This is a genomic window from Citrobacter sp. RHBSTW-00599, from assembly GCF_013784065.1.
GTDB lineage: Bacteria > Pseudomonadota > Gammaproteobacteria > Enterobacterales > Enterobacteriaceae > Citrobacter > Citrobacter braakii.
Genome location: NZ_CP056717.1, coordinates 1,773,938 through 1,800,276 on the forward strand (window position 1 = coordinate 1,773,938; position 26,339 = coordinate 1,800,276).

Here is a 26,339-nt window from a genome sequence, read left to right on the forward strand (position 1 = left end):
AATGCTGCTTGCTGACGCTGCTGAATCTGACAAGCTGACGCCGTTTTTGCGTCAGCAATTTTTTCTCCTCCGCGGAGAAAATGTGCGTTATCTCTAAATTCAGCAAGTAATTTGTCAACTTTACTTGTGTGCTGAAGAAAAAAGAGCAAGACTTCTTGAAACGTTTCAGCGTCATCTTGCCATAACTGATGGAGTCAGGTGACGCCTTTTTTCTCATGTTAGCTGAATCGTTTCAAATCAGCGGGAGAGGAGAACCATGTTCCAGTTATCTGTTCAGGATATTCACCCGGGCGAACAGGCCGGGAATAAAGAAGAGGCTATTCGCCAGGTTGCCGCTGCCTTAGTGCTGGCAGGTAACGTAGCGGAAGGCTACGTCGATGGCATGCTGGCGCGTGAACAACAGACGTCCACGTTCCTCGGCAACGGTATTGCTATTCCTCACGGTACGACGGACACCCGCGATCGGGTGCTGAAAACCGGCGTGCAGGTGTTTCAGTTTCCGCAGGGTGTGATCTGGGGTGAAGGGCAGGTTGCTTATGTGGCAATCGGCATCGCCGCCAGCTCTGATGAGCACCTCGGTTTATTGCGTCAGCTGACGCACGTGCTGAGCGATGACTCCGTCGCTGAACAGCTGAAATCTGCGACCACGGCGGAAGAGTTGCGCGCGTTGCTGATGGGGGAAAAGCAAAGCGAACAGCTGAAGCTTGATAACGAAACGCTGTCGCTGGACGTCGTTGCCAACTCGCTGGTCACGCTGCAGGCGCTCAACGCCGCACGGCTGAAAGAGGTCGGCGCGGTTGACGCCACCTTTGTGGCCAGAGCCATTAATGAGCAACCGATGAATCTCGGTCAGGGGATCTGGCTGAATGACTGTGCTGAAGGCAATGTGCGCAGCGCCGTTGCGGTCAGCCGCGCAGCAACAGCGTTCGATGTACAAGGTGAAGCGGCAGCCCTGCTGGTGACCGTCGCCATGAATGACGAACAACCGGTTGCGGTGCTGAAGCGCCTTGGCGATCTGCTGCTGAATAATAAAGCTGACCGTTTGTTGAAAGCCGATGCGGCAACGGTGCTGGCGCTGCTGACCAGCGATGATGCCTTAACTGATGATGTATTGAGCGCCGAATTTATTGTGCGCAATGAGCATGGTTTACACGCCCGCCCGGGCACCATGCTGGTGAATACGATTAAACAATTTAACAGTGAAATTACCGTGACAAATCTTGATGGAACCGGCAAGCCGGCGAATGGACGCAGTCTGATGAAAGTTGTGGCATTAGGCGTGAAGAAAGGACATCACCTGCGCTTTACCGCCCAGGGTGAAGATGCTGAACAGGCGCTGAAAGCGATTGGCGAAGCCATCGCGGCGGGTCTTGGGGAGGGCGCGTAATGAGCAGACGTGTTGCTACTATCACCCTTAACCCAGCCTACGATCTGGTAGGTTTCTGCCCGGAAATTGAACGCGGTGAAGTGAACCTGGTTAAAACGACCGGTCTGCACGCGGCAGGTAAAGGGATTAACGTCGCTAAGGTTTTGAAAGATTTAGGTATCGATGTAACGGTGGGCGGTTTCCTCGGTAAAGACAACCAGGATGGTTTTCAGCAGTTGTTCAGCGAGCTGGGTATCGCCAACCGTTTTCAGGTTGTACAGGGGCGTACGCGTATCAACGTCAAGCTGACCGAAAAAGACGGCGAAGTGTCCGATTTCAATTTCTCCGGCTTTGAAGTCACCCCGGCTGACTGGGAACGCTTTGTGAATGACTCGCTGAGCTGGCTGGGCCAGTTCGACATGGTGTGCGTCAGCGGCAGTTTGCCGACCGGCGTTAGCCCGGAAGCATTCACCGACTGGATGACGCGCCTGCGCAGTCAGTGTCCTTGCATTATCTTTGATAGTAGTCGTGAAGCACTGGTCGCCGGTCTGAAAGCGGCACCATGGCTGGTGAAACCAAACCGTCGTGAACTGGAAATCTGGGCAGGCCGTAAGCTGCCAGAAATGAAAGATGTGATTGAAGCTGCACATGCGTTGCGCGAGCAGGGTATTGCTCACGTGGTGATTTCACTTGGCGCGGAAGGTGCGCTGTGGGTTAACGCTTCGGGTGAGTGGATTGCTAAACCGCCGTCAGTCGAGGTGGTAAGCACCGTAGGCGCGGGTGATTCAATGGTTGGCGGCCTGATTTACGGCCTGCTGATGCGTGAATCCAGTGAACACACCCTGCGTCTGGCAACCGCTGTTGCCGCCCTGGCGGTAAGCCAAAGCAATGTGGGCATTACCGATCGTCCTCAGTTGGCCGCAATGATGGCGCGTGTCGACTTAAAACCGTTTAACTGACAGCAGGAGAGGCATAATGAAAACGCTGCTGATTATTGACGCTAATCTCGGCCAGGCTCGCGCTTATATGGCGAAAACCCTGCTTGGAGCGGCGGCGCAGAAAGCACATCTGGAAATTATTGATAATCCTAATGATGCCGAACTGGCAATTGTTCTGGGCGACACGCTTCCTGCCGACAGTTCGCTGAACGGCAAAAAAGTCTGGCTGGGCGATATTGGTCGTGCGGTTGCGCATCCTGAACTTTTCCTCAGTGAAGCGAAAGGCCACGCAAAACCTTATAGCGCTCCGGTTGCGACAGCGTCCGTGGCCAGTAGTGGTCCAAAACGCGTGGTGGCGGTGACGGCTTGTCCAACTGGCGTAGCCCATACGTTTATGGCCGCTGAAGCTATTGAAACGGAAGCGAAAAAACGTGGCTGGTGGGTGAAGGTTGAAACCCGTGGTTCTGTTGGCGCAGGCAATGCCATTACGCCGGAAGAGGTGGCTCAGGCGGATCTGGTGATTGTGGCGGCTGACATTGAAGTTGATCTGGCGAAGTTTGCCGGAAAACCAATGTACCGTACTTCTACTGGCCTTGCGCTGAAGAAAACGAAGCAGGAACTGGACAAAGCGCTGGAAGAAGCAACGCCGTACCAGCCAGCCGGCAAAGCGCAGTCTGCAACCACTGAAGGTAAGAAAGAGAGCGCTGGCGCGTATCGTCACCTGCTGACGGGCGTATCCTACATGCTGCCGATGGTGGTTGCTGGCGGTCTGTGTATTGCACTCTCATTCGCTTTTGGTATCGAAGCGTTCAAGGAGCAGGGTACGCTGGCGGCGGCGCTGATGCAGATTGGCGGTGGTTCAGCTTTCGCGCTGATGGTGCCGGTTCTGGCGGGCTACATCGCGTTTTCCATCGCTGACCGTCCGGGTCTGACGCCTGGTCTTATCGGCGGTATGCTGGCGGTGAGCACCGGTTCCGGCTTTATTGGCGGGATTATTGCCGGTTTCCTTGCCGGTTATGTGGCGAAGCTCATCAGCACGAAGCTGAAACTCCCGCAGAGTATGGAAGCGCTGAAACCGATCCTGATCATTCCGCTGCTCTCAAGCCTGGTGGTTGGTCTGGCCATGATCTACCTGATCGGTAAACCAGTGGCGGGCATTCTGGAAGGTCTGACCCACTGGCTGCAAACCATGGGAACCGCGAACGCGGTGCTGCTTGGAGCGATTCTGGGCGGCATGATGTGTACCGATATGGGCGGTCCGGTTAACAAAGCGGCGTATGCTTTCGGTGTGGGGCTGCTTAGTACGCAAACCTATGCGCCGATGGCGGCGATTATGGCGGCGGGTATGGTGCCTCCGCTGGCCCTGGGCCTGGCAACGCTGGTGGCGCGTCGTAAGTTCGACAAAGCGCAGCAGGAAGGCGGTAAAGCTGCGCTGGTATTGGGCCTGTGCTTTATTACCGAAGGGGCTATCCCATTCGCTGCCCGTGACCCGATGCGCGTTCTGCCTTGCTGTATCGTTGGCGGCGCGATTACCGGGGCTATCTCGATGGCGGTGGGGGCTAAGCTGATGGCGCCGCACGGCGGTCTGTTCGTGCTGTTAATCCCTGGCGCAATCACTCCGGTGGTTGGATACCTGCTGGCCATTATTGCCGGTACGCTGGTAGCCGGTCTCTCCTACGCGGTGCTGAAACGCCCGGAAGCAGAGGTTGTGGCAAAGGCGGCCTGATTTAACGCTGACATCCGGGGCAGAGATTTCTCTGCCCCTTTTTTTATCCATTAAATCTGCCCGGTAGTGTTAACCGGTTCAGGCAATCATTGGCGCGATGATAAAACCAAAGGCAACGCCAGCAATGATCCCGCCAAGCCCTGGCAACATAAACGGATGGTTTAAGACATACTTACCCACGCGCGTTGTCCCGGTGGTGTCGAACTCCATTGCCGCCAGCGAAGTCGGATAAGTTGGCAGAACAAACACGCCGGTCACTGCGACATAGGAAGCCAGAATGGCCCATGTAGGTACGCCGAGCGCGACGGCAAGAGGGATAATCAGCGGCGTGGTGGCTCCCTGCGAATAGAGAAGCGCGCAGGTACCAAACAGCACCAGCGCCAACAGCATCGGATAAGCCCGTAGAATATCGCCCGCGATATCCTTTATCCCCGTTAAGTGGGCATCAATGAAGGTTGTGCCCAGCGTAACAATCCCCAGAATCACAGCCAACGAACTCATACCCGCGCGAAACGTGGATGTCAGGACAATCGCGTCTGTTGATGTTTTGCATAGCACCACCATCAGACACGCGGCAGCTAGCATGCAGATAATGATAATATCCCGGGTATTCATTGCGTTACCTGCATCGAATCCAGGGCGCAATTGAGGGCATGCGGCAAGAATAACGATGACCACCGTTGCCAGCATAAACAGGGCGACTGACAGTCTGGCACCTGGCGTTGTGCTGTTTTGCCCTGTATATTTACGCACCAGTCCTTTTTGCAGGCGTTCCAGATAGACTTCATCATCCTGTAGCTCACATCCCTGACGTGAGGCGATAAAAGCAGCGACCATCGCAGCGACAAATGAGGCAGGCAGACATACCGCCATAACCTGAATAAAGCTGATACCGTTGCCTTCCATAATAGTCAGCATAGCGGCCATTGCGGCACTGATCGGTGAACCGGATATCGCCACCTGAGAAGCGACTACGGACCCTGCGAGCGTACGGGAAGGGCGAATACCTGACTCTTTGGCAACTTCGGCAATCACCGGCAGAGTAGAAAAGACGATGAACCCTGTTCCCGCCATAATCGTCATCGACCAGGTGATAATCGGCGCAATAATATTGATATATTTAGGGTTACGGCGCATAAAATTACCGGCAATGCGAACCAGATAATCCATGCCTCCGGCGGCCTGTAGCGCCGATGCCGCCACCACCACCGTCATAATAATAAGAATAACGTCAACGGGTGGTGAACCAATTTGCAGCCCAAACCCCAGCGTTAAAATAGCCAGCCCCAGCCCGCCGCATAAACCAATACCAATTCCGCCAAGGCGGATACCGAAAAATATTGCGCCCAACACTACGATAATTTCTAGCCAAATCATAATGGCCTCCGCCAGAGAGTAATTTGTAATTAAAATGGATTTTTATTTAATGCAACAATTAAACAGGTATGGACATTCATTGTGCCAAAAGGTGATTTTTACCCACGCGTTTCTCGTACCATTTAATACCGGCACGAACCAACGAACCGGTTGAATCAATATATTTCTCAGGTGACTTGTTGACTGCTTCGGCAAGAATGACAGGAACTTCAGTACATCCGAGCACGATGACTTGTGCCCCGCGTGAGAAGAGTGCTTCAGCTTGTTCATTCATCAGCGTTTGCGCCCGCTTAGCATCACCAGCTTTTAAGCAATAGATGCTTTCCATCACTTTTTCCTGACTGGATGAGTCAGGGCTGATGCAGGTTAACCCAAGAGATTCTATGCCTTTTTGATAGAGGCCCATGTATAAAGTGGCGTTGGTGGCGAGTAATCCGATTTGCGATTTCCCGCAGTTTTTAACCTCATTGATGGTCGTTTCAACGATACTGAGCAGCTCTGTATGGCAGCACGCTTTTAATTCATTAAACCAAAAGTGGGCGGTGTTACAGGGGATCACAATACACTCGGCGCCAGCATCTTCGAGTTTATGCATATAATCGCGCATTGCCGGAAGTGGGGAATGGCCATGATGCATTAACGCGTCGGTTCTGTCAGGAATGTCAGGAATAGATGAAATAATTAAGGGGATATGTTCCTGGTCACGTTGCGCAGCGGTAAAAGTGACGAATTTATTAAACAGATCGACCGTTGCAGCAGGTCCCATACCACCAAGCACGCCAATTAAACCTTTCACGATATATACCTCAATTCACCGATAATTAATATTCAGAGCCGGGGTGTGTCTGCTGATAATGTTTAACAGCAGTGAGACTTGAGGAGAAATGCAATAATGTATGGTTCAATGCAAAAACCGCATGACTGTGGTTTATTGTGTAACCTCAGCAGGCCGGTATTCGGCCAGAGACTCCGCGTTACACGGCGGACAAGCGGTCGTAACCGATAGGGAGAGAAGTATGTTAATGTTAAAGATGAAGCCTTGATGCAAAAAACGAATCACCAGGCGCTAATGATGAATGTCATCTTCGGAACTATTCAGGCATGATGCTTTAAGGCTAATAGGCATATTTAAATATCCGCGTGATAAGCATGAAAAATATTGAGACAAAATGGTTATATGACTTTCTGACGTTGGAGGCATGCCGTCATTTTTCCCAGGCGGCTGAGGAGCGCAACATATCCCAACCGGCATTTAGCCGGCGGATCAAGGCGCTCGAATCAGCCGTGGGTGTGCTGCTTTTTGATCGCACAACGAGCCCACTGCAACTCACGGAGGAGGGCAAGCTATTTCATTCGCAAACCCGTAGTTTGTTGCAACAGCTGGAATGTAATCTGGATGAGCTAAGCGGCCACAATTTACTGGGTGTACCCAATATCAAAATAGCGGCGGCACATTCTCTGTCGCTGACGATGTTGCCCAGATTGGTGCACTCAATGGCGGCCTGGGGTGAGGAGTTTGTCTATCATGTTGAAGCTATTGATGTTGTTCAGGCGGTGAATACTCTGCGCGAGGGGAAAAGCGATTTTATTATCTCCTTTCGGGATGAAGATTTAATGCAGTCACCTTTCTGCGGCTTGAAGGTTTTTGAGTCTGAACTGTACCCCGTGTGTGCTGCTGATGCGCAGGGTAAGGCGTTGTTTGATATCTATCAGTCGCAGGCACCGATTCTGAACTATACCAGCACATCCTACATGGGAAGATTGGTAAACCGTCATCTGGCGGAAGTAGGCGGCATTTCAGCCCGAACGCTGTTTATGTCTTCGATGAGTGAGTTATTAAAAAATATGGCATTGGATGGGCATGGTATCGCCTGGCTGCCGGCGTGGACTATCGTAAACGAACTGCGCGAAAAGCGGCTGGTTTGTCTGCAGACGCCGGAACTGATGGTGCCTATTCAGGCTTATATTTACCGAATGGATACCCGGTTGAATAAAACGGCTGAGCACTTCTGGCGGATTTTGTACAACCATATGCCAGAGGACCTTGTTTCGCTCAGTTGATACGAACCGGATCGTCTGGCGCATCTGAAAAATCTCCGGTTATGCCGGAGTTAAACTCTTTAGACTGCTTGAATTGTGTACTACCTCTCATTTTCTCTTTCCTTTACAGACTGTATCTATAAAAAATTGTGATTCTGTTCATATCTATTGAGTTTAGATCTTGAATATGGATTTACTTTGTCAAAAACACGCTTACTATGAACATGTGTTTGATAGTGAACATGTGCTCTAATAACCTGATGTGTGGCGTTGGTTATTTTTAACGAACTCATTTGTGGCAAGTTAATTGCCAGGGGACGTGCTATGCGTGAAAAGGAATACATAGTAACTATTGGCTCGGCCAATATGGATGTTGCTGGGTATTCGCATGCTTCTCTAAATTATGCGGATTCGAATCCAGGAAAGATAAAATTCACCCCCGGCGGAGTTGGACGTAACATTGCACATAATCTCGCGCTGCTGGGGAAAAATTCATGGTTACTGACGGCGGTTGGTAATGATTTTTATGGACAATCGTTATTGGCGCAAACCAATCAATCCGGAGTTCATGTTGATAAGTGTCTTATCGTTCCCGGAGAGAATACGTCCAGTTATTTATCATTGCTTGATAACACCGGTGAAATGTTGGTTGCCATTAATGATATGAGCATTACCGAACATATTTCAGCAGATTTTTTATCACAGCATCATGATTTTATTCGGCAGGCGAAAGTCATCGTCGCCGATTGTAATATCAGCGAAGATGCCCTGGCATGGGTGCTGGAAAATGCCGGAGAGGTTCCGGTGTTTGTTGACCCGGTATCGGCATGGAAATGCGTCAAAATTCGCGAGCGGCTTGGACAAATTCACACTCTTAAACCCAACCGGCTTGAAGCCGAAACGCTAAGCGGTATTGCGCTTTCCGGGCGTGATGACGTGGGTAAAGTCGCCGCCTGGTTTCATGATCGCGGCTTAAATAGGCTGGTGCTCAGCATGGGCGGTGACGGTGTTTATTACAGTGATATTGCGGGGAGTCGTGGTTGGTCGCTGCCGATTAAAACTCACGTCATTAATGTTACCGGGGCTGGCGATGCAATGATGGCTGGACTGGCTTCCTGCTGGGTAGACGGCATGCCCTTTATTGATTCGGTTCGATTTGCGCAGGGTTGTTCATCAATGGCGTTAGCCTGTGAATATACCAATAACCCTGATTTGTCTGTTGCGAATGTAAGCTCATTAGTGGAGAACACAGAATGTCTGAATTAACTCTTTCCTCTGAATTATTACAAATATCTCCAGAAGTACAGGAAGCATTAAACAGTAAGAAGCCGATTGTTGCACTTGAATCAACCATTATTTCTCATGGTATGCCATTTCCGCAGAATGCCCAGACAGCGATTGAAGTAGAAGAAACTATTCGTAAACACGGTGCGGTTCCTGCGACCATTGCCATTATTGGCGGAATAATGAAAGTTGGTTTAAGCAAAGATGAAATTGAGCTGCTTGGGCGAGAAGGTCATAGCGTTACGAAAGTAAGTCGTCGTGATTTGCCGTTTGTGGTCGCGGCAGGAAAAAATGGTGCAACGACTGTTGCCTCAACCATGATTATTGCCGCACTGGCGGGAATTAAAGTATTTGCGACAGGGGGAATAGGTGGGGTTCATCGTGGTGCTGAACATACCTTTGATATTTCCGCGGATCTGCAAGAACTGGCGCATACCAATGTCACGGTAATTTGTGCCGGGGCGAAATCTATTCTTGATCTCGGCTTAACTACTGAATATTTAGAAACCTTTGGTGTGCCGTTAATTGGTTATCAAACCAACGCGTTGCCAGCATTTTTCTGCCGTACCAGTCCGTTTGAGGTCAGCATCCGTCTGGACAGTGCGAAAGAGATTGCCCGTGCCATGGCGGTGAAATGGCAAACGGGTCTCGACGGCGGTCTGGTTGTTGCGAACCCCATCCCAGAGCAGTTTGCGATGGCCGAAGAGAAAATTAATGCGGCAATCGATCGGGCGGTAAAAGAAGCGGAAGATCAGGGCATCGTGGGCAAAGAGAGTACGCCGTTCCTGTTAGCGCGGGTTGCAGAGCTGACCGGTGGTGACAGCCTGAAATCAAATATTCAGCTGGTGTTCAACAATGCGGTACTGGCCTGTGAAATTGCGAAGGAGTATCAGCGCCTCGTCTGACAGAATTTCCCGGGCAGAATGCGGTCGCCCGCGAATATCAAACCTACCAAAACCTGGCGATAACGCCGGGTTTCCTGGCATGAAGGGAATTTCATTATGGATATAATGAGAAGTGTTGTGGGTATGGTGGTATTACTGGCCATCGCGTTTCTGCTGTCAGTAAATAAAAAACGTATAAGTCTGCGCACGGTCGGGGCTGCACTGGTACTGCAAATCGCAATCGGCGGCATTATGCTGTACTTCCCGCCGGGAAAATGGCTGGTTGAACAGGCTGCGCTCGGTGTCCACAAGGTGATGTCATATAGTGACGCGGGAAGCGCATTTATCTTTGGCTCCCTGGTTGGGCCAAAAATGGATGTGCTGTTTGACGGAGCCGGGTTTATCTTCGCTTTTCGGGTGCTACCGGCCATCATTTTTGTGACCGCACTGATCAGTCTTCTCTACTACATTGGCGTGATGGGGCTGTTGATCCGCATCCTCGGCGGTATTTTCCAGAAAGCGCTGAACATCAGTAAGATCGAGTCATTTGTCGCCGTAACGACGATTTTCCTCGGGCAAAACGAGATCCCGGCGATCGTGAAGCCGTTTATTGACCGCCTGAATCGCAATGAGCTGTTTACCGCTATTTGTAGCGGGATGGCCTCGATTGCTGGCTCAATGATGATTGGTTACGCCGGAATGGGCGTTCCGATTGACTATTTGCTGGCGGCATCGTTGATGGCAATCCCTGGCGGTATTTTGTTCGCGCGTATGCTGAGTCCGGCAACTGAAGAATCTCGCGTCACCTTTGAGAACCTGTCATTTACTGAAACGCCACCGAAAAGCATCATCGAAGCAGCGGCGAGCGGAGCGATGACCGGGCTGAAAATTGCTGCTGGCGTGGCGACAGTCGTAATGGCATTTGTCGCCATTATCGCGCTGATTAACGGCATTATTGGCGGAATTGGTGGGTGGTTTGGCTTTGGTCACGCCACTCTGGAAGGGATCTTTGGCTATGCGCTAGCCCCGCTGGCGTGGATTATGGGTGTGGACTGGAGCGATGCGACGCTGGCAGGCAGCTTGATCGGACAGAAGCTGGCGATTAATGAGTTTGTCGCTTATCTCAACTTCTCGCCATATCTGCAAACGGGTGGAACGCTGGATGTGAAGACCATTGCGATTATCTCGTTTGCGCTGTGCGGTTTCGCTAACTTTGGTTCGATTGGCGTTGTCGTCGGGGCATTTTCGGCGATAGCGCCACAGCGTGCCCCGGAAATCGCGCAGCTTGGCATGCGCGCGCTGGCAGCAGCAACGCTGTCAAACCTGATGAGCGCCACTATAGCCGGTTTCTTTATTGGGCTGGCATAGCGAAAATAATGCCGGATACGCGTAGCGCCATCCGGCATTACATTTAAGCAGTTTGCAGCAAATACAAGGCGTTATCTGCTGAGAGGGTTGGGTTGTTGATGCTGACGCTGGCTCGCGATAATGCCGCGCAGGCCATGGCAAAGTGAGCGCTTTCATGAAATTCACTACCTTCCAGAAAGCTGTACAGCAATCCCGCCATAAAAGCATCGTCGGCGCCAAAACTGTCTACAACCGTATGCTCAGGAGGCGTCAGTAAAAACTGTTCTCCGTCCTTTTCGCTGCAAAAAACGGATTCATCTTCCAGGCAAACAAAGATTCGTTTTACCCCTTGCTGATGGAGACTATTAACGGCCAGTACGCGATCGGCATCTGAATGAATAGGTTGACCCCACAAAATCGCCAGCTCTTTCTGCGTTGGTTTTAGCGTATGAATACGCGTAAACCAGGTCTTCATTTTTGCCGCTTTGAACTCTGAAACGGTGTCAATGAATACCGGAATATCATCAGCAATAGTAAAGACCCACTCAATGGCTTCGGCAGTCAGATTGCAATCTGCCAGTACGACACCGGAATGGCGGATCAAATCTCGCGAACTGTTCAGTAACTGCGGCGTCAATTGTTGCAGGATATGGGTATCGTTAATTGCCAGTACGGTCTCTTCCTGCTGATTAGCGATCGACAGGTAAGTTGAGGTGTTATGTCCATGCAGGCGTATGCAACTGGAAACGTTAACACCGGCCTGACGCGTTTGTTCCAGCAATGTTTCGCCATAGAAATCACTGCCAACAGCGGAAATTAAGTGGACGTCACGGCCCAGCAGCGCCAGGTTGTGGGCGATGTTGCGTCCCACGCCGCCTGCCGAGCAGTGAATGTTACCAGGGTTAGAGGCAGCCTGAGGATAGTGGATGTCAGCAACACCACGAATATCCATATTGATCGCCCCGACAACCACGCAATAATCCTGTTCGGTAAGGATATAACCTTTACCTTTGATCATGCCTTTACGCATCAAATCCATAATATGCGCAGCGACGCGCGAACGGCTGATCTGCAAAATATCGGCGATTTCATTCTGCTGAATCAACGGATTGCGACGCAGGATCTTAAGGATCTGCTTTTCCCTGTCGTTCATGATTATGCCACCGCTTTTTCTGTTTGCTGGGCTTTCAGCCAGGCAATCTCTTCTGCCCAGATATCCGGATTAATCGTTTCGAGCACCAGCGGAATGCCGTCAAAACGATTGTCCTGCATGATCCAACGGAAGGCTTCGTGGCCAATATTGCCTTCACCTAAGCTGTGGTGACGGTCAACGCGACTGCCAAATGCGCTCTTGGCGTCGTTCAGGTGCATACCGCGTAGGTACCTGAAGCCGACAATACGCTCAAATTCCGCAAACGTCTTTTCGCATTCCTCGACGGAGCGCAAATCGTAACCGGCCGCGAAGGCATGGCAGGTATCAATACAGACGCCGACGCGGGACTTATCTTCGACGCCGTCGATAATTGCGGCAAGGTGCTCAAACTTAAATCCAAGGTTGCTGCCTTGTCCGGCGGTATTTTCGATAACTGCCGTAACGCCCTGGGTCTGAGCAAGGGCGATGTTGATGGATTCGGCAATGCGCGCCAGACACTCATCTTCCGGGATCTGCATCAAATGGCTGCCCGGGTGAAAGTTCAGCAAGGATAAGCCCAGCAGTTCACAGCGCTGCATTTCATCTATAAACGCATCACGTGATTTTTCCAGCGCATCGCTAACCGGATGACCGAGGTTAATCAGGTAACTGTCGTGAGGCAGGATCTGGGCGGCAGTATAATGATACTTCTCGCAGGCAGATTTAAAATCATCAATGATTTCGGTGGTCAGCGGCGCGGCACGCCACTGGCGCTGATTTTTGGTGAACAGGGCGAATGCGGTCGCTTCGATTTCTGCGGCTCGAATAGCGGCGTTAGCCAGACCGCCAGCGGCGCTTACGTGCGCTCCGATATATTTCATAAATTTAATCCGCCATACTCAAATACAAAAAGGGAGAGTATAGCGGGTTAATAGAGGTGAGTCGTGATCGTTTATGCCATCAGCGCGTGGATAGCGACGTTAATCGCACCGCCACCCACAATCAGCCAGACAAACAGCAGCAGGGCCATCAGTAACGGTTTGGCACCAGCTTTTTTCAGCGCGCTAACGTGCGTGGTCAACCCCAGGGCCGCCATCGCCATTGCCAGCAAAATGGTATCCAGCGTTACCAGCATGTTCACTACTGACTGTGGCAGCAGGTGGAACGAGTTAAAAATTGCGACCACAATGAACAGGATGGCAAACCATGGAATGGTTATTTTGCTCTTCTCACCGCCCGTGGCCGGAGACAGTTGTTTAACGCGTGCGGCCAGGAGGATAAGGAACGGTGCCAGCATCATGACGCGCAGCATTTTGGCAATAACCGCGGCGTTTTCCGCATCCGGGCTAATGGCGTGCCCGGCAGCCACAACCTGTGCAACTTCATGCATGGTGGAGCCAATGTAAATGCCGTAGGTTTCTGGGCTAAACCAGTGTGAAAGCAACGGATACATCGCCGGATACAGGAAGATAGCGATAGTACCGAAGATAACCACGGTGGCGACAGCGACGGTCACTTTACTGGCTTCTGCTTTCACCACTGGTTCGGTTGCCAGCACGGCGGCGGCACCACAAATGCTGCTACCCGCGCCAATCAGCCAGCTGGTGTGACGGTCCAGACCAAATACTTTCTGCCCCAGGAAACAGGCAATCATAAAGGTACTGCTTAGCGTTAACACATCAATCACGATACCGCTGACGCCGACGTCAGCAATTTGCGCGAAGGTGAGGCGGAAACCGTAGAGGATAATCCCCAGACGTAATAAATGTTGTTTCGCGAACAGCACGCCGCCGTCACAGCTTTTCCAGATGTGCGGATAGACGGTGTTGCCGAGAATCATCCCCAATAAGATGGCTAAGGTGAGGGCGCTGAACCCGGCACCTGCGACGGCGGGAATGGATCCTCCCCATAAGGCGACCCCAGTGATAACTGCACTCAGGGCAAGCCCCGGAATAAAATGCCACGCTGTACGACGATGAGTCTGTAAGGTGAGTTCTGTCATATCCTTCTCCTTTATCTGGGTAAAAGAGTAAGGCGAAGTGGTTTAAAAATAAAATTGATTATATATTTATAATTAATCTATATAAGTGGTATACCCGTCATACTTCAAGTTGCATGTGCGTTGGCTGCGCTCGTTCACCCCAGTCACGTACTTAAGTACGCTCCGGGGGATGCTCTCTCTTGCCGCCTTCCTGCAACTCGAATTATTTAGGGTATAAGTAACGGCTATCCGGTGGAAAACGACTATGCATATCACCCTGCGACAACTTGAAGTGTTTGCTGAGGTACTAAAAAGCGGCTCAACAACCCAGGCATCTGTCATGCTGGCATTGTCGCAGTCGGCGGTGAGTGCGGCGCTTACCGATCTGGAAGGGCAACTTGGCGTGCAACTGTTTGACCGTGTCGGCAAACGGCTGGTGGTTAACGAACACGGACGCTTGCTTTATCCGCGCGCGCTGGCGTTACTTGAGCAAACGACCGAAATCGAACAGCTTTTTCGCAAAGATAATGGCGCCATTCGGGTCTATGCCAGTAGCACCATCGGTAATTATATTCTGCCCGCCATGATCGCCCGTTATCGCCAGGACTTCCCCGATTTGCCGCTGGAACTTAGCGTGGGCAACAGCCAGGACGTGATCAATGCGGTGCTGGATTTTCGGGTAGACATCGGGCTGATTGAAGGGCCGTGTCACAGTACGGAAATCATCTCTGAACCGTGGCTGGAGGACGAACTGGTGGTGTTTGCCGCACCGTCGTCACCGCTCACAAAGGGGCCCGTTACGCTGGAACAGCTGGCTGCTTCGCCGTGGATCCTGCGTGAGCGAGGATCGGGTACGCGTGAACTGGTGGATTACCTGCTGTTGTCTCATCTGCCAAGATTTCAGATGGCGATGGAGTTGGGGAACTCCGAGGCCATTAAGCATGCGGTGCGCCATGGTCTCGGGATCAGCTGTTTGTCGCGTCGGGTCATTGCGGAGCAGTTACAGGCAGGGACGCTGAGCGAAGTTACCGTGCCACTGCCGCGTTTAGTGCGCACTCTCTGGCGCGTTCATCACCGGCAAAAACATATCTCCAATGCCATTACGCGTTTTTTATATTACAGCGACCAGGTTGAGTAGGGCGAATAGCGCGCTAACTCTCGTCAGGCCACCCTATCCATAATGGCTGTTACGTCTTAACCGCCTTGTGCCGCCCGTTTTCTGCTTTACTTATAATCCGCGGCCAGTCATGAAGGTCTCTTATAACAGCGCATTTGTGCCGGAAGAATGCCATTTCGTCTGCTACAATCGCGCCTCATTTTTTGGATGGATAGCATTTTCACATGGTTTCCGAAACTAAAACCACAGAAGCGCCCACGCTACGTCGTGAACTGAAGGCGCGTCACCTGACGATGATTGCCATTGGAGGCTCCATCGGTACAGGTCTTTTCGTTGCATCTGGTGCAACTATTTCTGCGGCGGGTCCTGGCGGCGCGTTGTTCTCTTATATCCTGATCGGTCTGATGGTGTACTTCCTGATGACCAGCCTCGGTGAACTGGCTGCCTATATGCCGGTTTCCGGCTCGTTCTCCACTTACGGTCAAAACTACGTAGAAGAAGGCTTTGGCTTCGCGCTGGGCTGGAACTACTGGTACAACTGGGCGGTAACGATTGCCGTTGACCTGGTGGCCGCACAGTTGGTGATGAGCTGGTGGTTCCCGGACACGCCGGGCTGGATCTGGAGCGCACTGTTCCTCGGCGTTATCTTCCTGCTGAACTACATTTCCGTTCGCGGATTTGGTGAAGCGGAATACTGGTTCTCGCTGATCAAAGTCACCACTGTAATTATCTTCATCGTGGTTGGCGTGATGATGATTTTCGGTATCTTCAAAGGTACTCAGCCGGTGGGCTGGAGCAACTGGACGACCGGTGATGCACCGTTTGCCGGGGGTTTTGCCGCTATGATTGGCGTGGCGATGATCGTCGGCTTCTCCTTCCAGGGAACTGAGCTGATTGGTATCGCGGCAGGCGAATCTGAAGATCCTGAAAAGAACATTCCACGTGCGGTGCGTCAGGTGTTCTGGCGAATCCTGCTGTTCTATGTGTTCGCGATTTTGATTATCAGCCTGATTATCCCGTACACCGATCCGAGCCTGCTGCGCAACGATGTGAAAGACATCAGCGTTAGCCCGTTCACGTTGGTATTCCAGCATGCGGGTCTGCTGTCAGCCGCAGCAGTAATGAACGCGGTTATCCTGACGGCGGTACTGTCAGCGGGTAACTCCGGGATGTATGCCTCCACGCGTATGCTTTACACCCTGGCATGCGACGGTAAAGCGCCGCGTATTTTCGGCAAACTGTCTCGTGGCGGCGTACCGCGTAACGCGCTGTATGCGACGACCGTGGTGGCGGGGCTGTGTTTCCTGACCTCGATGTTTGGTAACCAGACCGTGTACCTCTGGCTGCTGAACACCTCCGGGATGACGGGCTTTATCGCCTGGCTGGGGATCGCTATTAGCCACTATCGTTTCCGTCGCGGTTATGTGTTGCAGGGTCACGATGTGAAGGATCTGCCGTACCGTTCTGGCTTCTTCCCGCTGGGTCCGATCTTCGCCTTTGTGCTGTGCCTGATTATCACTCTGGGCCAGAACTACGAAGCGTTCCTGAAAGATAGCATTGACTGGGGCGGCGTGATGGCAACCTATATCGGTATCCCGCTGTTCCTGATTATCTGGTTTGGCTATAAGCTGGCGAAAGGAACTCATTTTGTTCGCTACAGCGAAATGAAATTCCCGGATCGCGTGAAGAAATAACAGTATAAAAAGCATAACAAAAACCCCGGCATGATGAGTGCCGGGGTTTTTTTATTGCGCCAGACTTAGAAGCTGTAAGTCAGGCCAACCGTGTAACGACGACCATCGAGAACAGTGTCGTAGGTATCGTAATCGATTTGCTTATCCAGCACGTTATACACGCCAGCGGTCATCAGCAGATCTTTGTTAGCATAATAGCGTAAACCAACATCGACCTGAGTATAGGACGGGGTGCCCTGCGCCATGGAGGTACGGCTCAGGTATTCAGACGTTTTCCCGCGCAGATTCAGACGGCTCCAGAAACCGAGATCCTGCGTGGCCTGCCAGTCCAGCGTGGTGTTGAACATATGCTTTGGCATTTTGTTCAATGGCTGACCGGAGAACTGACCGCTTTTCTGTTCAGATTCCGTGTAAGTGTAGTTCGCCGTCCAGTTGATGTCGGAAGTCATCTTCCAGCCGAAAGTGGATTCTACGCCGCGCATATTGGCTTTATCGACGTTAACGCGATCGCTGACGAAGTCATAGTGGGTATTGCCGATGGTACAGGCCGGATCGGAGCTGCTGTTACAGCGGCGCACTTCGGTGATTTTGTCTTTGAAGTCAGTATTGAACAGCGTGACGCCCGCGTTGAGATCGTTGCCGTTATCCCACAGTAAACCGATCTCTTCGCTGAGGCTTTTCTCCGGCTTCAGGTCCGGGTTGCCGACAATGATGCCGTTCAGTCTACCGCCGCCGGTGACCTGTCCCCAACTGGCAGACGACTGGCGCAGATCCGGTGCGCGATAGCCCGCTGAAACGCCGCCTTTTAAGGTCCATTGATCGCTCAGATGCCATACGCCATAACCGCGCGGTGTCCAGTTGTCGCCGTAGTTTTCATCTTTATCCATACGCAGACCGCCAGTCAGCGTGAAGGTATCGGTAACGGCCCACTCATCTTCAGCAAACAGCGCCCAGCTCCAGCGGGTCAGTTTGTTCAGTCCATCAGCAGCTTGCAGCTGGTTGCCGTTATCACTCAGTTTTTCATAACGGTATTGCCCGCCCAACGTCAGGGTGTGCGCACCAAGGAAGACCTGGTTCTGGTTATTGAAAATCGTGTTGTAGGACTTCATCTGGCGACCTGGGTTTTCGGTCTCTTCCTGCTGGACATAGCTGGTGGAGTTGAAGTCGTCGTAATAACCGCTGTGGGTTAGTGAATACGTTGTGTGCACATACTTGTTTTCGCTTTTACTGTTGGGCTTGCAGCTTCCGTTGCGGCAGCTTTCCTCGGCCATGGATTTGCCTGGCGTACTGTCGCGATCCTGCAGTTCACGTGCGTAATCGAAGTCGATATCATTTTTATCATCTGGCGTAAAGTTCAGGGTTAAGCCCCCGTTACGCATACGCTGTTCATTGTAGCCATTGAGGATTTTGTCCTCTGCCCGATGAGAGAATAATCCGGTCACTTTTGCGCCGAGTAATCCGTCAATCAGTGGCCCAGACGCATAGGCGTTGGTCTGATAAATATCGCCGGAGTCTCTGTCTTCCTGGAAAGTGGCATCGCCGTGCAGAGAGCCGGTCCAGGCTTTGGTATTCGACACTTTCTTGGTGATGACGTTAATGACGCCGCCCATCGCATCGGAGCCGTACAGAGATGACATTGGGCCACGGATTACCTCGATACGCTCGATGGATTCCAGTGGCGGCAGCCAACCTTGCTCAATACCTGAGTTGTCGCTGTTAGGACGTGTGCCGCGTGTGCTGATGCGTTTACCGTTGACCAGGAAGAGCGTGTATTGCGAAGCCATACCACGAATACTGATATCGCTGCTGCTACCCCCGCCGGTGACGACGACGCCAGGGACATCTTTTAGCGCATCGGTAACATCGCGATAGGCTTTGTCCTCAATCTGCTGCTTGGTAATAACAGATATCGAAGCGGGGGCGTCCTGAATTTTCTGTTCGAAGCCGGTGGCGGTAACCACCACGGTGTCTTGTTCAGCGGCATGCCCGAGTGATGGGAGACTGGCGACGCATACTGCGGCAGCTACAGCCTTAACGTGAGGTATAGTCATTTGTATCATTCCATTTAAATGAATTTACCCGGCATACTTCAAGTTGCAGATGCGTGGCTACGCGCGTTCATACAACTCGAATTATTTAGGGTAACGATCAGCGCGTCATGTGAAAGGCCATGACAATTGTATGTATTTGTCTTTTAAGGACTCTTTTCAGTAAAGAAGCGAATGGATTGTACAAAAGTATGAATGTTTGTAAACACAAATGATAATCGGAATCATTTGTGTTTGATCTTGTTTTGAGGGTAATGCTTTTTAAATCAATAGGATAGTGGAAAAAGAAAAAAGGAGAAAAAGTGAAGGAATGATGGAGAAATGAAGAGGGCTGTCGCCCTCACTCAGGCGTTACTTCAACAAATACTGGGCGTGGAAGCGCAGATGATCCTCAATAAACGACGCAATAAAATAATAGCTATGGTCGTAACCGGGCTGGATGCGTAGCGTCATTGGCCATGCGGTTTGACGGGCCGTTTCGGCCAGCACCGCGGGTTGCAGCTGATCGGCGAGAAACTGATCGCTGTCTCCCTGATCAATAAGCGTCGGAATCGCGTCTGCGGGCTTGCTGGCCAACATTAACTCGCAGCTGTCCCACTCGGCCCACTGTGATTTATCTTCACCCAGATACGCGCTAAAAGCCTTCTCCCCCCACGGAACGCGGCAAGGATTTACGATCGGCGCAAAGGCGGAAATGCTGGTGTATTTCCCGGGATTTTTCAGCGCCATAATCAATGCGCCGTGACCGCCCATGGAGTGTCCACTGATGGCGCAGCGATCGCTGACGTTAAACTGCGATTGAATCAGTGCCGGCAGCTCATCACGCAGATAGTCATACATGCGAAAATGCGTTGCCCACGGCTGTTGGGTGGCATTGAGGTAAAATGCCGCCCCCTGGCCTAAATCGTAGCCATCATCATTGGCAACCTGCTCGCCGCGCGGACTGGTGTCCGGCATCACCAGTACAATGCCCAGCTCAGCCGCGATGCGTTGTGCGCCGGCTTTAGTCGTGAAGTTTTCATCATTGCATGTCAGACCCGACAGCCAGTACAGCACCGGAGGCGGGGTGTTATCGCGCGGGGGAGGAAGAAAAATACTGAAGGTCATGGTGCAATTTAACGTGGCGGAGTCGTGACGCCAGCGTTGCTGCCAGCCTTCAAAACAGCGGTGCTCTTCAAGCATTTCCATGCGGGGCTCCTTGTTGTGTTGAACCTGAATATGTTTGCGAACTCACCATAATACAGATTATTCATGGCACTGTGAGCAACTTTCACTTCCGCATTGAGCAAACATACTTCATCATCTATATAACTTTACGTTAACACTCGACGCCACCGGGTAGAACGACAAGTGAAATCGCTACGCTGAAAGGCTGTGCCAATTTCAATAATTATCGCGGTGAATACTGGATTATGTGCGCCGCCTCACGCACAATGTTCTGGCTGTGACACAGCCTAAAAACTTTGCCCCATGCAGGGCAGAGGCGCCCCACCTGCAGGAGAAGAAGAAATGTCATCACTCAGTAAAGAAGCGGCCCTGGTTCATGAAGCGCTGGTCGCGCGTGGTCTTGAAACGCCACTACGCCCGCCCGTGCAAGAGATGGATAACGAAACGCGCAAACGTCTTATTTCGGGCCATATGACCGAGATTATGCAGTTGCTCAATCTCGATTTGAGCGATGACAGTTTGATGGAAACTCCGCATCGCATTGCGAAAATGTATGTCGATGAGATTTTCTCCGGCCTCGACTACGCCAACTTCCCGAAAATTACCGTCATTGAAAACAAAATGAAGGTGGACGAGATGGTCACGGTTCGCGATATCACGCTGACCAGCACCTGCGAACACCACTTTGTTACTATCGATGGCAAAGCGACGGTGGCGTATATCCCAAAAGATTCGGTCATTGGTCTGTCGAAGATTAACCGCATTGTGCAGTTTTTCGCACAGCGTCCGCAGGTTCAGGAACGTCTCACCCAGCAAATTCTCACCGCGCTGCAAACTCTGCTCGGGACGAATAATGTGGCTGTGTCGATTGATGCGGTACATTACTGTGTGAAAGCGCGCGGCATTCGCGATGCGACCAGTGCGACCACGACCACTTCTCTTGGCGGATTGTTTAAGTCCAGCCAGAATACGCGTCAGGAATTCCTGCGCGCAGTACGTCATCACAACTGATTAGGGCAGGGACCATGGAGCGTAATGTCACGCTGGATTTTATTCGTGGCGTCGCCATTCTTGGTATCCTGCTTCTCAATATTAGCGCCTTTGGCTTGCCAAAGGCGGCATACCTCAATCCCGCGTGGTATGGCAACATCACCTTATCCGACGCCTGGACCTGGGCGCTGCTCGATCTCTTTGCGCAGGTAAAATTCCTCACGCTGTTTGCGCTGCTGTTCGGTGCCGGTCTGCAAATGCTGCTCCCGCGCGGTAAACGCTGGATCCAGTCGCGGCTTACGCTGCTGGTTCTATTGGGTTTTATTCACGGTTTACTCTTCTGGGATGGCGATATCCTGCTGGCATATGGCTTAATCGGCCTGATTTGTTGGCGGTTGATCCGTGATGCGCCGTCGGTAAAAAGCTTATTTAACACCGGCGTACTGCTTTATCTGGTGGGCGTTGGCGTATTGCTGCTGCTGGGGGTAATCTCCGGGAGTGAGACCAGTCGTGCCTGGACGCCGGATGCCTCAGCGTTGCTGTATGAAAAATACTGGAAAATAAACGGTGGAATGGAAGCCGTCAGCAATCGCGTGGATATGATGTCCAATAGCTTGCTGGCGCTGGGCGCACAGTACGGCTGGCAACTGGCGGGGATGATGCTGCTCGGCGCGGCATTGATGCGCAGCGGTTGGTTAAAAGGGCAGTACAGCTTACAGCATTACCGACGCACCGGTGTACTGCTGGTCATTCTCGGGATGGCGATTAACCTGCCTGCTATCGTCGCTCAGTGGCATCTGGGCTGGGCATATCGCTGGTGTGCCTTCTTGCTACAAGCCCCGCGAGAGCTGGGCGCGCCGTTGCAAACCATCGGTTATGCCGCGCTGATGTTCGGCTTCTGGCCGCAGCTTAGCCGCTTAAAATGGGTCATTGCCATCGCCTGTGTGGGGCGCATGGCATTAACTAACTATCTGTTACAAACCTTAATCTGCACCACGCTGTTTTACCAGGTCGGCTTATTTATGAAATTTGACCGACTGGAGCTGCTGTATTTCGTCATTCCGGTTTGGGCCGTTAACCTACTTTTCTCCGTCATATGGCTACGTTTTTACCGCCAGGGCCCGGTGGAATGGCTGTGGCGTCAATTAACCCTGCGTGCTGCGGGGACATCATTGCCGCGTACATCCAGATAACGATCTGGATCACATTCATTAACAAAACGGATGTAAGCGCTTTCATTCCTGTGACATCTCTCACGCAGTGCGTTTCATTGTGCTGACAAAATACCCAGCCTGGGGTGTCTGCGGGCAACCGCAATCTAAAACAGGGCAGTGAATATGATCACCATACGTGATGTGGCACGACAGTCTGGCGTTTCTGTAGCGACCGTTTCCCGCGTACTGAACAACAGTGCGCTGGTGAGTCCCGATACGCGTGAAGCGGTAATGAAGGCAGTTACTCTGCTGGGCTATCGACCTAATGCCAACGCGCAAGCGCTGGCGACGCAGGTGAGCGACACGATTGGTGTTGTGGTCATGGATGTATCAGACGCCTTTTTTGGCGCGCTGGTAAAAGCCGTGGATATGGTTGCCCAGCAGCATCAGAAGTATGTCCTGATTGGCAACAGCTATCATGAGGCTGAAAAAGAACGTCATGCCATTGAGGTGTTGATTCGTCAGCGCTGTAACGCACTGATTGTACACTCTAAAGCACTGAGCGATCGGGAACTCGCCGAGTTTATGGATCAGATCCCCGGCATGGTGCTGATCAACCGTCTGGTGCCGGGTTACGCCCACCGCTGCGTCTGCCTGGATAACATCAGCGGTGCCAAAATGGCGACCCGAATGCTGCTGAATAATGGTCATCAACGCATCGGTTATCTGGCGTCAAGCCATCGCATTGAAGATGACACCATGCGCAAAGAAGGGTGGTTAACAGCCCTGAAAGAGCAGGGGATTGTTGCGGCAGAAAGTTGGGTCGGCACCGGTTCGCCCGATATGCAAGGCGGAGAGTCTGCGATGGTAGAACTGCTGGGACGTAACTTACAACTGACGGCGGTTTTCGCCTATAACGACAATATGGCTGCCGGCGCGCTGACCGCGCTAAAAGACAACGGCATCGCTATTCCATTACACCTTTCTATCATTGGCTTTGATGATATTCCTATCGCGCGTTACACCGATCCGCAACTGACCACCGTACGCTATCCCATTGCCTCCATGGCAAAAATGGCGACGGAGCTTGCGCTACAGGGGGCTGCAGGCACGTTAGACCCGGAGGCGACGCATTGCTTTATGCCGACGCTGGTGCGTCGCCATTCTGTGGCGCTTCGGCAGAATGCGGCACCGATCACTAACTCATAACGTTGCGCGATGTAACCGCTTTCAATATGTGAGTAAATTCACAGTATATTAACAATGCGATAGCTATGATGACACTGTTTGTTGCGCTGTAACTACTATGTAACGGTGAATAATCACTTTCACCGAGGTATAGGTGCCTTAAACAAAAATTAAAGCCTGTTTTTGGAGCGTTGCCAGACACGGAAGAAATATTTTTTAAAAGTGAGCTTCGGCGTTCAGTAACACTTCAGTAACGTTCTGCCTGCCGAGCATTTATCTCAAGTACTACCCTGCATAATAAAACCGGAGATACCATGAATAAGAAGGTGTTGACCCTGTCTGCTGTAATGGCAAGCATGTTATTCGGCGCGGCTGCGCACGCTGCTGATACCCGCATTGGTGTGACTATCTATAAGTATGACGATAACTTTATGTCTGTAGTACGTAAGGCTATTGAAAAAGATGCCAAAGCGGCGCCAGATGTACAGCTGCTGATGAATGACTCGCAGAACGACCAGTCCAAACAAAACGACCAGATCGACGTGCTGCTGGCAAAAGGCGTTAAGGCACTGGCGATTAACCTGGTTGACCCGGCAGCGGCAGGCACGGTCATTGAAAAGGCACGCGGGCAGAACGTACCGATCGTGTTCTTTAACAAAGAACCTTCTCGTAAGGCGCTGGACAGCTATGACAAAGCGTTTTACGTCGGTACCGACTCTAAAGAGTCCGGTATTATTCAGGGTGATTTGATCGCCAAACACTGGGCAGCGAACCCTAACTGGGACCTGAACAAAGACGGCAAAATTCAGTTTGTTCTGCTGAAAGGTGAACCGGGACACCCGGACGCTGAAGCACGTACCACTTACGTGATTAAAGAGCTGAACGATAAAGGCATTAAAACTGAGCAACTGCAGTTAGATACTGCAATGTGGGATACCGCTCAGGCAAAAGATAAAATGGATGCGTGGATGTCCGGTCCGAACGCCAACAAAATCGAAGTGGTTATCGCAAACAACGATGCGATGGCAATGGGCGCAGTTGAAGCACTGAAAGCGCACAACAAAACCAGCGTACCGGTATTTGGTGTGGATGCGCTGCCTGAAGCGCTGGCTCTGGTGAAATCTGGCGCAATGGCTGGTACCGTGCTGAACGACGCCAACAACCAGGCGAAAGCCACCTTCGATCTGGCGAAAAACCTGGCTGACGGTAAAGGTGCGGCAGATGGCACTAACTGGAAAATTGAGAACAAAATTGTTCGCGTTCCGTACGTAGGTGTCGATAAAGATAATCTGGCAGAGTTTACCAATAAGTAAATATTCCGTCTTTGGGCGCAATGTCATTGCGCCCTTAATAACGCACTCTGCAAGGCCAACAAGGTATAATTATGGTCAGCACACATACTCAGTCGTCAGGCGAATACTTGTTGGAAATGACCGGCATCAACAAGTCCTTCCCCGGCGTTAAGGCTCTTGATAATGTCAATTTAAAAGTCCGCCCACATTCCATTCATGCCTTAATGGGGGAGAATGGCGCGGGGAAATCAACATTATTGAAATGTCTTTTCGGTATCTATCAAAAAGATTCCGGTAGTATTTTATTTCAGGGTAAAGAAATCGATTTTCATTCTGCTAAAGAAGCGCTTGAAAATGGTATTTCGATGGTACACCAGGAATTAAACCTGGTATTACAACGTTCTGTGATGGATAACATGTGGCTGGGACGCTATCCCACCAAAGGCATGTTTGTTGATCAGGACAAAATGTACCGCGATACCAAAGCGATATTTGATGAGCTGGATATTGATATCGATCCGCGTGCGCGCGTTGGTACATTATCCGTTTCGCAAATGCAGATGATTGAAATTGCGAAAGCGTTCTCCTATGACGCAAAAATCGTCATCATGGATGAGCCAACGTCATCGTTAACCGAGAAAGAAGTTAATCATCTGTTTACCATTATCCGTAAGCTGAAAGAGCGTGGATGCGGTATTGTTTATATTTCTCACAAGATGGAAGAAATCTTCCAGCTATGCGATGAAATTACCGTGCTGCGCGATGGCCAGTGGATTGCGACCCAGCCGCTGGAAGGGCTGGATATGGATAAGATCATCTCCATGATGGTCGGCCGTTCACTGAACCAACGTTTTCCGGATAAAGAAAACAAACCCGGTGAAGTCATTCTGCAAGTGCGTAACCTGACCTCGCTGCGTCAGCCATCGATTCGTGATATCTCGTTTGATTTGCACAAAGGGGAAATTCTCGGGATTGCCGGTCTGGTCGGCGCAAAACGTACTGATATCGTTGAAACGCTTTTTGGTATTCGTGAGAAGTCATCGGGTACGATTACGCTACACGGCAAAAAGATTAATAACCATAGCGCAAATGAGGCCATTAACCATGGTTTTGCGCTGGTCACGGAAGAGCGCCGCTCAACCGGTATTTACGCGTATCTGGATATTGGTTTTAACTCGTTAATCTCCAATATCCAAAACTATAAAAATAAAGTTGGTCTGCTGGATAATTCCCGCATGAAGAGTGATACCCAGTGGGTAATTGACTCAATGAGGGTGAAAACGCCGGGCCATCGTACACAAATCGGTTCACTGTCCGGTGGTAATCAGCAAAAGGTGGTTATTGGTCGCTGGTTATTAACGCAGCCAGAAATCCTGATGTTAGATGAACCCACGCGTGGTATCGATGTTGGCGCGAAATTTGAAATTTATCAGCTGATTGCCGAACTCGCGAAAAAGGATAAGGGGATTATTATTATTTCCTCTGAAATGCCGGAGCTGCTAGGTATTACCGATCGTATTCTGGTGATGAGCAATGGTCTCGTTGCCGGAATTGTTGACACTAAAACAACAACGCAAAACGAAATCCTCCGTCTTGCGTCTTTGCACCTTTAAG

Annotated in this window: 21 protein-coding genes; 14 read left to right on the forward strand and 7 right to left on the reverse strand. The window is 51.3% G+C overall.

Annotated elements, in window-relative coordinates; genetic code table 11:
• The first annotated feature begins 256 nt into the window (after positions 1-256).
• Genes fruB through fruA form a run of 3 tightly spaced genes read left to right on the forward strand, consistent with a single transcriptional unit; the run spans position 257 to position 4,030 of the window.
• Positions 257-1,387 (forward strand): fused PTS fructose transporter subunit IIA/HPr protein, encoded by a 1,131-nt coding sequence (fruB, locus tag HV243_RS08500; RefSeq protein WP_016156988.1) that lies wholly within the window; start codon positions 257-259, stop codon positions 1,385-1,387.
• On the forward strand, positions 1,387-2,325 hold the full coding sequence (gene fruK / locus HV243_RS08505) for a 1-phosphofructokinase (protein ID WP_003834544.1): 939 nt from the start codon (positions 1,387-1,389) through the stop codon (positions 2,323-2,325). The genes fruB and fruK overlap by 1 nt, the downstream gene beginning before the upstream one ends.
• A 16-nt stretch (positions 2,326-2,341) precedes the next feature.
• Positions 2,342-4,030, forward strand: coding sequence for a PTS fructose transporter subunit IIBC (gene fruA, locus HV243_RS08510; RefSeq protein ID WP_016153736.1), 1,689 nt, complete (start codon positions 2,342-2,344; stop codon positions 4,028-4,030).
• Between the two features lie 78 nt (positions 4,031-4,108).
• Here fruA and HV243_RS08515 read toward each other — a convergent pair whose 3' ends face one another.
• Together HV243_RS08515 and HV243_RS08520 are read right to left on the reverse strand one after the other, a co-directional pair.
• Positions 4,109-5,407, reverse strand: coding sequence for an anaerobic C4-dicarboxylate transporter (locus HV243_RS08515; protein ID WP_053390083.1), 1,299 nt, complete (start codon positions 5,405-5,407; stop codon positions 4,109-4,111).
• Positions 5,408-5,483: 76 nt separating this feature from the next.
• Positions 5,484-6,203, reverse strand: a complete 720-nt coding sequence (locus tag HV243_RS08520; RefSeq protein WP_016153734.1) for an amino acid racemase — start codon at positions 6,201-6,203, stop codon at positions 5,484-5,486.
• Between the two features lie 353 nt (positions 6,204-6,556).
• Between HV243_RS08520 and hypT the strand changes: the two genes are divergently transcribed.
• The 4 genes from hypT (at position 6,557) to HV243_RS08540 (ending at position 10,983) form a co-directional block, all read left to right on the forward strand.
• Positions 6,557-7,468, forward strand: coding sequence for a hypochlorite stress DNA-binding transcriptional regulator HypT (gene hypT / locus HV243_RS08525; RefSeq protein WP_019077233.1), 912 nt, complete (start codon positions 6,557-6,559; stop codon positions 7,466-7,468).
• Positions 7,469-7,771: 303 nt separating this feature from the next.
• On the forward strand, positions 7,772-8,713 hold the full coding sequence (locus HV243_RS08530; RefSeq protein ID WP_016153731.1) for a pseudouridine kinase: 942 nt from the start codon (positions 7,772-7,774) through the stop codon (positions 8,711-8,713).
• Positions 8,701-9,636 (forward strand): pseudouridine-5'-phosphate glycosidase, encoded by a 936-nt coding sequence (locus tag HV243_RS08535; RefSeq protein ID WP_053388822.1) that lies wholly within the window; start codon positions 8,701-8,703, stop codon positions 9,634-9,636. Before HV243_RS08530 ends, HV243_RS08535 begins: the two co-directional genes overlap by 13 nt.
• Positions 9,637-9,732: 96 nt before the next feature.
• Positions 9,733-10,983, forward strand: a complete 1,251-nt coding sequence (locus tag HV243_RS08540) for a NupC/NupG family nucleoside CNT transporter (RefSeq protein ID WP_003027431.1) — start codon at positions 9,733-9,735, stop codon at positions 10,981-10,983.
• Between the two features lie 43 nt (positions 10,984-11,026).
• Here HV243_RS08540 and HV243_RS08545 read toward each other — a convergent pair whose 3' ends face one another.
• The 3 genes from HV243_RS08545 to HV243_RS08555 all read right to left on the reverse strand — a co-directional run bounded on the left by HV243_RS08545 (position 11,027) and on the right by HV243_RS08555 (position 14,096).
• Positions 11,027-12,115, reverse strand: coding sequence for a sugar kinase (locus HV243_RS08545; protein WP_019077230.1), 1,089 nt, complete (start codon positions 12,113-12,115; stop codon positions 11,027-11,029).
• Between the two features lie 2 nt (positions 12,116-12,117).
• Positions 12,118-12,975: a deoxyribonuclease IV gene (gene nfo, locus HV243_RS08550; protein ID WP_053388823.1), complete on the reverse strand. Its 858-nt coding sequence runs from the start codon at positions 12,973-12,975 to the stop codon at positions 12,118-12,120.
• Between the two features lie 71 nt (positions 12,976-13,046).
• Positions 13,047-14,096, reverse strand: coding sequence for a YeiH family protein (locus tag HV243_RS08555; RefSeq protein WP_016153726.1), 1,050 nt, complete (start codon positions 14,094-14,096; stop codon positions 13,047-13,049).
• Between the two features lie 244 nt (positions 14,097-14,340).
• On the opposite strand from HV243_RS08555, the gene yieE reads away from it, so the two are divergent.
• Both yieE and lysP read left to right on the forward strand, forming a co-directional pair.
• On the forward strand, positions 14,341-15,213 hold the full coding sequence (gene yieE, locus HV243_RS08560; RefSeq protein WP_016153725.1) for a DNA-binding transcriptional regulator YeiE: 873 nt from the start codon (positions 14,341-14,343) through the stop codon (positions 15,211-15,213).
• A gap of 203 nt (positions 15,214-15,416) precedes the next feature.
• The gene (gene lysP / locus HV243_RS08565; protein ID WP_016153724.1) at positions 15,417-16,886 is read left to right on the forward strand and encodes a lysine-specific permease; all 1,470 of its coding nucleotides are present in this window, start codon (positions 15,417-15,419) and stop codon (positions 16,884-16,886) included.
• Positions 16,887-16,951: 65 nt separating this feature from the next.
• On the opposite strand, the gene HV243_RS08570 is transcribed toward lysP, so the two are convergent.
• Positions 16,952-18,937, reverse strand: a complete 1,986-nt coding sequence (locus tag HV243_RS08570) for a ligand-gated channel protein (RefSeq protein ID WP_016156980.1) — start codon at positions 18,935-18,937, stop codon at positions 16,952-16,954.
• Between the two features lie 348 nt (positions 18,938-19,285).
• Positions 19,286-20,122: an S-formylglutathione hydrolase gene (gene fghA / locus HV243_RS08575; RefSeq protein ID WP_047359174.1), complete on the reverse strand. Its 837-nt coding sequence runs from the start codon at positions 20,120-20,122 to the stop codon at positions 19,286-19,288.
• Positions 20,123-20,443: 321 nt separating this feature from the next.
• On the opposite strand from fghA, the gene folE reads away from it, so the two are divergent.
• The 5 genes from folE (at position 20,444) to mglA (ending at position 26,338) form a co-directional block, all read left to right on the forward strand.
• Complete coding sequence (gene folE, locus HV243_RS08580; RefSeq protein ID WP_003027410.1) at positions 20,444-21,112, forward strand: GTP cyclohydrolase I FolE; 669 nt, start codon at positions 20,444-20,446, stop codon at positions 21,110-21,112.
• A 14-nt stretch (positions 21,113-21,126) separates the two neighbouring features.
• Complete coding sequence (yeiB, locus tag HV243_RS08585; protein ID WP_053388824.1) at positions 21,127-22,284, forward strand: DUF418 domain-containing protein YeiB; 1,158 nt, start codon at positions 21,127-21,129, stop codon at positions 22,282-22,284.
• A 144-nt stretch (positions 22,285-22,428) separates the two neighbouring features.
• Positions 22,429-23,454, forward strand: coding sequence for an HTH-type transcriptional regulator GalS (galS, locus tag HV243_RS08590; protein WP_016153720.1), 1,026 nt, complete (start codon positions 22,429-22,431; stop codon positions 23,452-23,454).
• A 293-nt stretch (positions 23,455-23,747) separates the two neighbouring features.
• Positions 23,748-24,746, forward strand: a complete 999-nt coding sequence (gene mglB, locus HV243_RS08595) for a galactose/glucose ABC transporter substrate-binding protein MglB (RefSeq protein ID WP_016153719.1) — start codon at positions 23,748-23,750, stop codon at positions 24,744-24,746.
• 71 nt (positions 24,747-24,817) lie between these two features.
• A complete protein-coding gene (gene mglA / locus HV243_RS08600; protein WP_016153718.1) occupies positions 24,818-26,338 on the forward strand; it encodes a galactose/methyl galactoside ABC transporter ATP-binding protein MglA in 1,521 nt (506 codons plus the stop codon).
• Position 26,339: the final 1 nt, after the last annotated feature.